Here is a 9,876-nt window from a genome sequence, read left to right as displayed (position 1 = left end):
AGCGCATCAGCGCAATCGCATCGAAGCCGGGCAGCTGTTCGCCCATGGCCTGAAACGCCGGCGCGAGGCCGCCCAGCGACTGCATATCGGTTTGCGGGCGCATATGTTCATCATGGGCCAGCACGATTTCGCCGATCACGTCCCGCACCGGCACGATGGACCGCGAGAAGCGGCCTTCGCTCCACGCCTGCGCGGCGCGGCGCTGCGATTCCATGGCGTAGGCGTCCACATCATGGCGACTGAAGCCATATTTGGTGGCGATCAGATCAGCGCCGATGCCCTGCGGGGCGAAATAGGTCTTGAAGGCCACGGCCGGATCGGTGGCCCAGGCGGCGCCATCGCTGCCCATCGGCACGCGGGACATGGATTCCACGCCGCCGCCAATGGCAAACATGGCTTCGCCGGTCATCACCTTGGCGGCCGCCATATTGGTGGCTTCCAGGCCAGACGCGCAGAAGCGGTTGATCTGCACGCCGGCGGTGGTTTCGGCATAATCGGCGTTCAGCACGGCGATGCGCGCGATGTCGCTGCCCTGTTCACCCACCGGGGAAACGCAGCCCAGCACCACATCGTCCACATCGGCGGTGTTGATGCCGGTGCGGTCGCGCACGGCGGCAAGCACCTGCGTCGCCAGCTGGATCGGGGTGATCTCGTGCAGCTTGCCGTCTTTGCGGCCCTTGCCGCGCGGGGTGCGAACGGCGTCGTAGATATAGGCTTCGGTCATGGTCGGTCCTCTCAGAACATCTCGGCCGGCAGCGCCATCACGGTATCGGCGCCGGCTTCCAATTGGGCTTTCAGGCTCACGGTTTCCGGCAGCACGCGGGCGGCGAAAAAGCGCGCGGTGGTGAGTTTGGCGTTGTGGAAATCGGGATCGGCGGTGCCGGCATCAAGCGCGGCCTGCGACGCCATCGCCATCTTCAGCCACATATGGCCCAGCGCAACGTGGCCCATCATCCGCATGAAGGCGGTCGCCCCTGCGCCGGCATTATCGGGATTAGCCATGCCGTTCTGCAGCAGCCACATCACACCGGCCTGCACGTCACTCAGCGCGCGGGCCAGCGGCCCAGCGATGAAGGCCAGCCGCTCGTCCGTTGCCGCCGCGATGTCGCCAGCCACCAGCCCCAGCCACGCCTGCGTGCCGCGGCCGCCCTTCGAACCCAGCTTGCGGCCGACCAGATCGAGCGCCTGGATGCCGTTGGTGCCTTCGTAAATCATCGCAATCCGCGCATCGCGCACGAACTGATCCATGCCCCATTCAGCGATATAACCGTGGCCGCCCAGCACCTGCTGGCAGTTGGTGGCGACTTCGTAACCGCGATCGGTGCCATAGCCCTTGATCACCGGGGTGAGCAGGCTGATCAGATCGTCGGCCATCTCGCGCTCGGCGGCATCGGGTGCCTTGCGCGCCAGATCAACGCGGATGGCGCCCCACAGCACCAGCGCCCGCATACCCTCGGTATAGCTGCGCGCATCCATCAACATGCGGCGCACATCGGGGTGGACGATGATCGGATCAGCATTGCCGCCGGGGTTCTTCGCCCCCGTCAGGCTGCGGCCCTGCAGGCGGCCCTTGGCGTATTCCACAGCGTTCTGATAGGCGGCATCGGCCTGCGCCAGGCCCTGGATGCCCACCCCCAGCCGCGCGGCGTTCATCATGATGAACATCGCGGCGAGGCCCTTGTTCTCCTCGCCCAGCATGTATCCGGTCGCGCCATCATAGTTCATCACGCAGGTGGCGTTGGCATGGATGCCCATCTTGTGTTCGATGGAACCGCAAGTGACGGCGTTGCGCGCGCCCAGCGAACCATCGTCATTCACGATGAATTTGGGCACGATGAACAGGCTGATGCCCTTCACGCTGTCTGGCGCGCCCGGCGTCTTGGCCAGCACGAGGTGGATGATGTTTTCGGACAGGTCATGCTCACCGGCCGAAATGAAGATCTTGGTGCCGGTGATCGCGTAATTGCCATCGGCATTGGGTTCAGCGCGGGTGCGGATCAGGCCCAGATCGGTGCCGCAATGCGGTTCGGTCAGGTTCATCGTGCCGGTCCAGCGGCCCTGCACCATGTTGGGCAGCCACTTGGCCTGTTGTTCAGGCGAGCCGACCACTTCGATCGATGCCTGCGCGCCTTCGGACAGGCCGGGATACATGCCGAACGCCATGTTGGACGCCGCGATGAATTCCTGCAGCACCGCGCCGATGGTATAGGGCAGGCCCTGGCCGCCGTGATGTTCATCGGCAATCAACCCGCCCCAGCCGCCATCGCAAAACTGCTTGTAGGCATCGCGGAAGCCATCCGGCGCCGTCACGCTGCCATCGGGATGCCTCGTGCAGCCCTGGCGGTCACCCGGCAGATTGAGCGGCGCCAGCACTTCGCCGCAGAATTTGCCGCCTTCATTCAGCACGGCTTCGACCAGATCGGGCGAGATGCTTTCAAAGCCCGGCACATTGCCATGGTGGTAGAGGCCGGCGACGGCATCCAGCACAAACAGCGTGTCTTTCACCGGGGCGCGATAGCTGGGCATGGGTCAGGCTTTCAGTGACTGTTCGACGATGTCGCAAAATTGTTGCAACTCGGAGATGGTGGCGTCGATATCGGCGCGCTGTTCTTCCAGCAGGGCGACGCGAGCGCGGCACTTGGCCAGCGTCACGCGCTTTTGCGTCAGCCGGTGATCGCCAACATCATAAAGATCGATCATCTCGCGAATTTCGGCGAGCGAAAAGCCAACATTCTTGGCCCGCAGGATCCACGCCAGCCGGGCACGATCGCGCCGGCTGTAGATGCGGTTCTGCCCCTGCCGCTCCGGCGTGATCAGGCCCTGATCTTCATAAAACCGGATGGCGCGCGGCGTGATGTTGAAGGCCAGCGCCAGTTCGGTGATGGAAAAATGCTGGGCATCTCCGACGGCGGGCGGCGCCGGTGCCGTGGCAAACGCATGCAGCAGGGCTGCTGCCGACTCATCAGTGCGGGGCGCCTCAGCCGGATTGCTCATGGGAAGAGGGGTAGTTTACGTTTACGTTAAGGTCAAGTTGTGAGCCGCGTGGAGACGGCTTCACCTGCCTTGCCATACTGCCCGTTCGCCCGTCCCAACCGCTCGATATGGCTATGTTTGGCGTGCTGGCCGCTGCGCCCATTGCTGCGCGGTCTGGCCATAGACCTGCACTGTCTTGCCGCTGCCATCGGCTTCCGATCGCAGCCACTTGCCGCCAAGCCGCTGTGCCACCGCGATGGAAGCGACGTTTCCCGCATCGATGCAGTGGCAGATTTCCGGCCATTGCAAATTCTCAACGGTCCATTTTATGGCGCCCTCGGCCGCTTCGGTCGCAAACCCGCGCCCCCAATAGGCCGGCAAAATGGCCCAGCCGATTTCAGCGGTCGCCCCTTCAGGTTTCCATGGTCCAACACGCCCGACCCATATGTTGGATTGCTTTTCGAAAACGCTGAACAGCCCGCAGCCACGCAGCGCCCACATGCCAGCGACCGTCGCAAACATGTCCCACGCCGCCGCACGGTTCTTGGGTCCGCCGAAAAACCGGGTCGCGTCGTCATCGGCGTCGAACGTCGCCCAAGCCGCAAAATCGGCCTCGATCGGCGGCCGCATGACCAAACGGGAGGTTTCGATGATCATCATGGCAGCACGCTATGGCCATTGTTCAGGGTGCTGCAACCAACTTTGCAGATTGGCCGCCCAAATCGCCGGAAAATTCCCATCTGCCAGAAAGGCAAGGCCGCAATGATATGCAATTTGTCGACACGGCGTTGCTGATCAACTCCAATCGATCAGCATGCGTTATTTGTCGTTCATGCCGTGCCTTGGGCCTCGCTGGATCCGACGTCTCACCAACAGCCCATGCGTCGGATCATCTTGAAAGATGTTTGTTTAGGCCCCGCATTGGGTCGAGAACCGACTAGGCAAACGCGGCGATGGCGCGGTTGGTGTGGCGGAAGACGCCGGGTTTGCTGTGCTTGGTCAGTGCCACGATGGCGTGTGCCACTGTCTCTGCCGGCAGACTGCCGAGGTCGCGCGGAACGGCAAGGTCCATCACGGGCGCGGCCCATTGCAGGAAGCGTTCGACCGGCCGCCGTTCGGCGCGCCGATAGCCACTGGGGCCAATGAGGAGACCGGGCTGCAGGATGTCAAGCCGGGCAAAGCCCATGGCGGCCAGCGCCACCTCAACTTCGCCCTTCGTGCGCGGGTAGAGCAGGCTGGAATTCGGGTTGGCGCCGACGCTGCTGACCAGGATGAAGTGCGTCACGCCGGCCTTTTGCGCGGCGCGGGCGAACGCCAGCACGGCATCACGGTCCACGGCGCGGAAGGCGGCATCGCTGCCGGCCTTGGCCCGCGTCGTGCCGAGCGCGCAGACGGCGATTTGCGCTTCGGGCAGCGGCGGCAGATCATCGAAATCGGCGACCACGCCCGCGCGGCCGAGGGGGCGGCGAGTGATGGGAATGATTTCCAGTTCATTCGTCGCCCCGGGCTTGACCCGGGGCCCCGCTTCTTCTGCGGCGGAAGGAAAGCGGGGCCCCGCATCAAGTGCGGGGCGACGAGCGCTTTTTAGGACGAGCCCGCCGACCAGCCCGGACGCGCCAGCCAGCAATATCCTCAAGGACGAACCCAGAGCTGCTGCACACCGTTGAACGCGGCGGAAATGTTGCGCTCGATGGGATCGCCGGTGAGCGCCAGATCGGGCAGCCGCGCGAACAGGCGGGTGAGTGCGATGCTGGCTTCGGCGCGCGCCAGCGGTGCGCCGAGGCAGAAATGCACGCCGCCACCAAAGGCGAAATGCGTCTTGTCGGCCCGGTCGATGTCAAAGCGAAGCGGATCGGCGTGCAGGGCCGGATCCTGGCCGGCGGCCATCAGATAGGTGGTTACCGCTTCGCCGGCACGCACCGGGCAGCCGCCGATCTCGCGCGGTTCCAGTGGAATGCGCAAGGATTGGACCACTGGCGGATCGAGCCGCAGCGTTTCCTCGATGGCGTCGGCCAGGCGGGCCGGATCGGCCTGCACCTTGGCCCGTTGCTCAGGATTGCGCAGCAGCGCGAGCACGCAATTGCCGATCAGGTCGGTCGTCGTCAGATTGCCGGCCAGCAGCAGCAGGTTGCACATGGTGACGATTTCCTGGGTCGTCAGCCGGTCGCCATTGTCATTGACCGCGACCATGGCGCTGATCAGATCACCCGTGGGGTTGGCCCGGCGATCGGCAACAGCGCGTTCGAAATAGGCGGAAAGTTCATCGGCATTCTGTTTCAAGCCGGCCAGCAGTTCCGGCGTGCGGATCGGCGAAAATACGTTGGCCAGCCCCTTCGACCAGCGCCGGAAATCCGGCCGGTCGGCCGCGCCGACACCCAGCATTTCAGCAATCACGATGATCGGCAGCGGCGAGGCGAAATCCTCGATCAGATCGAACCGCGCCTGGCCTTCGACGGCGTCGAGCAGTTCATCGGCAACTTCGGCGACGCGCGGCTTGACCGCTTCGATGGCGCGGGCGGTGAAGGCGTGGGTGACCAGCCGGCGCAGGCGGCCATGTTCGGGATCATCGAGCACCAGCATGGAACGCGGCGCTTCGCGGTCCTGCAGGGTCGCCAGCCGCTGCACGATGGTATCGGGCGCCGCATTGGTCTGATCGACCGACAAGGTGCGGTCCTTCAATACAGCCGCCACATCGGCGGCGCGGGTGAGCAGCACGCGGCCCAGAACCTTGTCATCATGCACCGGATCGGCGGCGCGCAGCGCGTCAAAGCGCTCGTGCGGGCGATTGCGGAACACTTCATCGAAGATGGTGACTTCCAGGCCGGTGGGAATGCTCATTCGCCGTCTCCGATCATCACCAACCGGCCCCCATCGAGCCGGCGATAGAAGCAATTGCGCCGGCCGGTGTGGCAGGCTGGGCCCGCCGGTTCGACCAGCAGCAGCAGGCAATCCTGATCGCAGTCGACTCTGATTTCGACGATTCGCTGGATCGCGCCGCTTGTGGCACCCTTATGCCATAATTCGCGGCGAGATCGGCTCCAATAATGCGCTTCGTCGGTCGCGATTGTCGCAGCAAGCGCATCGGCATTCATGTGCGCCACCATCAGCACCGCGCCGCTGGCCACATCCACGGCCACGGCGGTGAGCAGGCCATCGGCACCCCATTTGGGCTGAAACTCCAACGTCTCGTCGACCGATTGGCTCATGTGACACTTTCATAACAACAAAGCCGCATGTGGGGGCAGACAAAGCCCCGACCCTTCCCTATATGCCCACCATCTGCCGGATGACAAAGGCCCGCCGTCCATGGACCAAATTCTGACAACTGATCCGTGGGAGGATGATCACCTCCACGAAGAGTGTGGCGTGTTCGGCGTTTACGGTGCCGAAGGCGCCGCTGCCGTGGTCGCGCTGGGCCTGCACGCGTTGCAGCATCGCGGCCAGGAAGCCGCCGGCATCACCACCTTTGATGGCAAGGAATTCCACACCCACCGCGCCATGGGGCATGTGGCGGGCAATTTCGACAATGATTCCATAATCAACAAGCTGAAGGGCGAGATCGCCATCGGCCACAACCGTTATTCCACCACCGGCGAAACCGCGCTGCGCAACGTGCAGCCGCTGTTTGCCGAACTGGCCTCGGGCGGCTTTTCGGTGGCGCACAACGGCAATATTTCCAACGCCACCACCCTGCGCCGCGAACTGGTGCGGCGCGGTTCGATCTTCCAATCGACCAGCGATACCGAGGTGATCATACACCTGGTTGCCACCAGCAGCTATCGCACCCTGCTCGATCGCTTCATCGACGCGTTGAAGCGGGTGGAAGGCGCCTACAGCCTGATCTGCCTTACCGCCGAAGGCATGCTGGCCTGCCGCGATCCGCTCGGCATCCGGCCACTGGTACTGGGCCGCATGGGCGATTCCTATGTGCTGGCTTCGGAAACCGTCGGGCTCGACATCGTGGGGGCGACGTTCCTGCGTTCCGTGGAACCCGGCGAGCTGATCATCATCACCGGGCGCGGCCTGCGCTCGATCCGGCCGTTTGCGCCGGTGCGTGCGCGTCCGTGCATTTTTGAACATGTCTATTTCAGCCGCCCCGATTCGATGATGGACGGCAGCAGCGTGTATGAGGTGCGCAAGCGCATCGGCGCCGAACTGGCCCGCGAAAACCCGGTGGACGCCGACATGGTGGTGCCGGTGCCCGATAGCGGCGTGCCCGGCGCCATCGGTTATGCCCAGGAAAGCGGCATCCCGTTCGAACTCGGCATCATCCGCAGCCACTATATCGGCCGGACGTTCATTCAGCCGGGCGACCAGATCCGCAATCTGGGCGTCAAGCTGAAGCACAATGCCAACCGCGCGCTGATCGCCGGCAAGCGCATCGTGCTGATCGACGATTCGATCGTGCGCGGCACCACCAGCGTGAAGATCGTGCAGATGCTGCGCGAGGCCGGCGCCGAAGAAGTGCACATGCGCATCGCCAGCCCGCCCACGCGGCACAGCTGCTTCTATGGCGTCGACACACCGGAACGATCGAAGCTGCTGGCCGCACAAATGGATGTCGAACGGATGCGCGATTACATCAAGGTCGACAGCCTGTCGTTCCTCTCCATCGACGGCCTCTATCGCGCTGTCGGAGAGCCGACCCGTGATGAACATGCGCCGCAATATTGCGATGCGTGCTTCACCGGCGATTATCCCACCCGCCTGACCGATCAGGAAGAAGTGGAAGTGCCGGACCAGCTCAGCCTGCTGGCCGAACGGGTGATTTGACCTGCCTGCCCCTGCCGCCTAAGGCCGCCGCATGACCGATATTACCGCCAAGAAACTCGCCCTGGTGACGGGCGCCAGCCGCGGCATTGGCGCGGCCACTGCCGAAATGCTGGCCCGCGAAGGCTGGCATGTGATCATCACCGGCCGCACCGAAGCCGGCCTGGCCGAAGTGGACGATCGCATCCACAAGGCCGGCGGCACCGCCACCATCGCGCCATTCGATCTGGCCGATGGTGACGCCATCGACCGGTTGGGCAGCGCCATTGGCGGGCGTTGGGGGCGGCTGGATGCGCTGATCCTGAATGCAGCGCAGCTGGGCACGTTGGCCCCGGTGCCGCATCTTGATCTGAAGGAATGGGATAAGCTGATCGCGCTCAATCTCACCGCCAACATGCGGTTGATCCGGGCGCTTGATCCGTGGCTGCGCCAGTCGGCGGCTGGCCATGTGGTGGCCGTCACCTCGTCGGTGGCCAGCACGCCGCGGGCCTATTGGGGCGGCTATGCCGCGACCAAGGCGGCGCTGGAGAATCTGGTCAGCACCTATGGCGAAGAGGTGAAGAACGTCTCCCCCATCCGCGTCCATATCGTTGATCCCGGCGCCACCCGCACGGTGATGCGCGCCCGCGCCTATCCGGGCGAAGACCCGGCGCGGCTGAAACCACCGGAAGACGCAGCGCGGCTGATTCTGGACCGGCTGGGCTGATCCCCCTCTCCCCTTGCGGGAGAGGGTCGACTCGGTGCAGCCGAGCGGGGTGAGGGGTTACGCCCCGCGACCGGTCCTGCGGAATTTTTCCAGCTTCTTCAGCAGCATGTCGCGCTTGAGCTTGCTCAGGTGATCAATGAACAGCACGCCGTTCAGATGGTCCATCTCGTGCTGCAGGCAGGTGGCGAGCAGGCCGTCCAGCTTTTCGTCGTGGGCCTTGCCCTGCGCGTCGAGCCATTTGACCTGGATTTCGGCCGGGCGCTGCACATCGGCATACATCTCCGGCACCGACAGGCAGCCTTCCTGATAAACCGACAATTCGTCAGACGCCCACACGATCTCCGGGTTGATGAACACGCGCGGTTCCTTCACGCGCACGATGTCATCCGGATCGGCGTCTTCGGGCGTATCATCTGCTTCGCGCTGCAAATCGATGACGAGAATACGTTCCGCCACGCCCACCTGGATGGCGGCAAGGCCGATGCCGGGCGCATCGTACATGGTTTCCAACATGTCGGCGATCAGCGTGCGGTGCGTGTCGGTGACGGTTTCGACGGGCGTGCTGATCTGCTTCAGCCGTGCGTCGGGTGTTTCGATGATGGGAAGAATGGCCATGGCCGGCAGGTATGGTGGGCAGCGGCCAGCGTCAAGTGCCAGACTTTGGGGCTGCCGGCACCGCACGAGTATGAGCTTTCCAGCCGCCGCCAGCGCGGGCAAGGTGGGCGGCATCACGAACAACCGGGGAGAAACGACATGAACCGACTGGCAGGCAAGGTGGCACTGATCACCGGCGCAGCGCAGGGCCTGGGCGAGGCCATGGCCCGCCGCATGGTCGAAGAAGGCGCCCGCGTGGTGCTGACCGACATCAACGAAGCCGGCGTGAAAGCCGTGGCGGCCAGCATCGGTGATGCCGCTGTTGCCTGCCGCCACGATGTCACCAGCCCCGATGACTGGGCGGCAGCCGTGGCCTTTGCAGAAAGTTCGTTCGGCGGCTTCCATGTGCTGGTCAACAATGCCGGCATCGCGGCGGGCTCCACCGTGGAGGCCACCGATTTCGACACCTGGAAACGCGTGCACAGCATTGATCTGGACAGCGTGTTCCTGGGCTGCAAGCTGAGCCTGCCAACCATGGCGCGCACCGTGCGCGACACCAATGTGCGCGGCAGCATCATCAATCTTTCCAGCATCGCCGGCGTGATCGCCGCCCACAACAGCGCCGCCTACAACAGCGCCAAGGCCGCCGTGCGCCACCTCACCAAAAGCGTGGCGCTGCACTGCGCCAAGCAGCAGTATCGCATCACCTGCAACAGCATCCACCCGGTGTTCATCGACACGCCGATCCTGGATGGCATCACCAGCCGCATGGGCCGCGAAGAGGGCCTGGCCAAGCTGGGCCGCCAGATTCCGCTGGGCGCCGTGGGTGAACC

The 9,876-nt window shown here is 64.3% G+C and carries 10 protein-coding genes and 1 pseudogene; 3 read left to right on the top strand and 8 right to left on the bottom strand.

Annotation, left to right across the window (positions count from 1 at the left end):
- From RMO81_RS10360 to hisI, 7 genes and pseudogenes are all read right to left on the bottom strand, one after another.
- Positions 1-724, bottom strand: a pseudogene (locus tag RMO81_RS10360) (acetyl-CoA C-acyltransferase); the annotation flags it as partial.
- An 11-nt stretch (positions 725-735) separates the two neighbouring features.
- Positions 736-2,526 (bottom strand): acyl-CoA dehydrogenase C-terminal domain-containing protein, encoded by a 1,791-nt coding sequence (locus RMO81_RS10355; RefSeq protein WP_310475779.1) that lies wholly within the window; start codon positions 2,524-2,526, stop codon positions 736-738.
- A 3-nt stretch (positions 2,527-2,529) separates the two neighbouring features.
- Positions 2,530-2,994 (bottom strand): MerR family DNA-binding transcriptional regulator, encoded by a 465-nt coding sequence (locus RMO81_RS10350; protein WP_310475778.1) that lies wholly within the window; start codon positions 2,992-2,994, stop codon positions 2,530-2,532.
- A 111-nt stretch (positions 2,995-3,105) separates the two neighbouring features.
- On the bottom strand, positions 3,106-3,633 hold the full coding sequence (locus tag RMO81_RS10345) for a GNAT family N-acetyltransferase (protein ID WP_310475777.1): 528 nt from the start codon (positions 3,631-3,633) through the stop codon (positions 3,106-3,108).
- 277 nt (positions 3,634-3,910) lie between these two features.
- Entirely contained in the window at positions 3,911-4,417 is a 507-nt protein-coding gene (locus tag RMO81_RS10340) for a nucleoside-diphosphate sugar epimerase (RefSeq protein WP_310475776.1), read from the bottom strand.
- A 188-nt stretch (positions 4,418-4,605) separates the two neighbouring features.
- Positions 4,606-5,811 carry a cytochrome P450 gene (locus RMO81_RS10335; protein WP_310475775.1) on the bottom strand — a complete coding sequence of 402 codons (1,206 nt, stop codon included), beginning with the start codon at positions 5,809-5,811 and terminating at the stop codon, positions 4,606-4,608.
- On the bottom strand, positions 5,808-6,179 hold the full coding sequence (gene hisI / locus RMO81_RS10330; protein WP_310475774.1) for a phosphoribosyl-AMP cyclohydrolase: 372 nt from the start codon (positions 6,177-6,179) through the stop codon (positions 5,808-5,810). The genes RMO81_RS10335 and hisI overlap by 4 nt, the downstream gene beginning before the upstream one ends.
- A gap of 109 nt (positions 6,180-6,288) precedes the next feature.
- Here hisI and purF point away from each other — a divergent pair, with 109 nt between their 5' ends.
- On the top strand, positions 6,289-7,746 hold the full coding sequence (gene purF, locus RMO81_RS10325) for an amidophosphoribosyltransferase (RefSeq protein ID WP_409049607.1): 1,458 nt from the start codon (positions 6,289-6,291) through the stop codon (positions 7,744-7,746).
- A gap of 31 nt (positions 7,747-7,777) precedes the next feature.
- Positions 7,778-8,449: an SDR family NAD(P)-dependent oxidoreductase gene (locus RMO81_RS10320; RefSeq protein ID WP_310475772.1), complete on the top strand. Its 672-nt coding sequence runs from the start codon at positions 7,778-7,780 to the stop codon at positions 8,447-8,449.
- A 57-nt stretch (positions 8,450-8,506) separates the two neighbouring features.
- Here RMO81_RS10320 and def read toward each other — a convergent pair whose 3' ends face one another.
- Positions 8,507-9,064 carry a peptide deformylase gene (gene def, locus RMO81_RS10315; protein ID WP_310475771.1) on the bottom strand — a complete coding sequence of 186 codons (558 nt, stop codon included), beginning with the start codon at positions 9,062-9,064 and terminating at the stop codon, positions 8,507-8,509.
- Positions 9,065-9,202: 138 nt separating this feature from the next.
- Here def and RMO81_RS10310 point away from each other — a divergent pair.
- The coding region (locus RMO81_RS10310; RefSeq protein ID WP_310475770.1) for an SDR family oxidoreductase at positions 9,203-9,876 on the top strand (674 nt) is incomplete at its 3' end.

The sequence above is a fragment of the Sandarakinorhabdus sp. genome (assembly GCF_031422795.1).
In the GTDB taxonomy this organism is placed as follows: Bacteria; Pseudomonadota; Alphaproteobacteria; order Sphingomonadales; family Sphingomonadaceae; genus Sandarakinorhabdus.
This window is presented reverse-complemented; position numbering and strand designations above follow the sequence as displayed.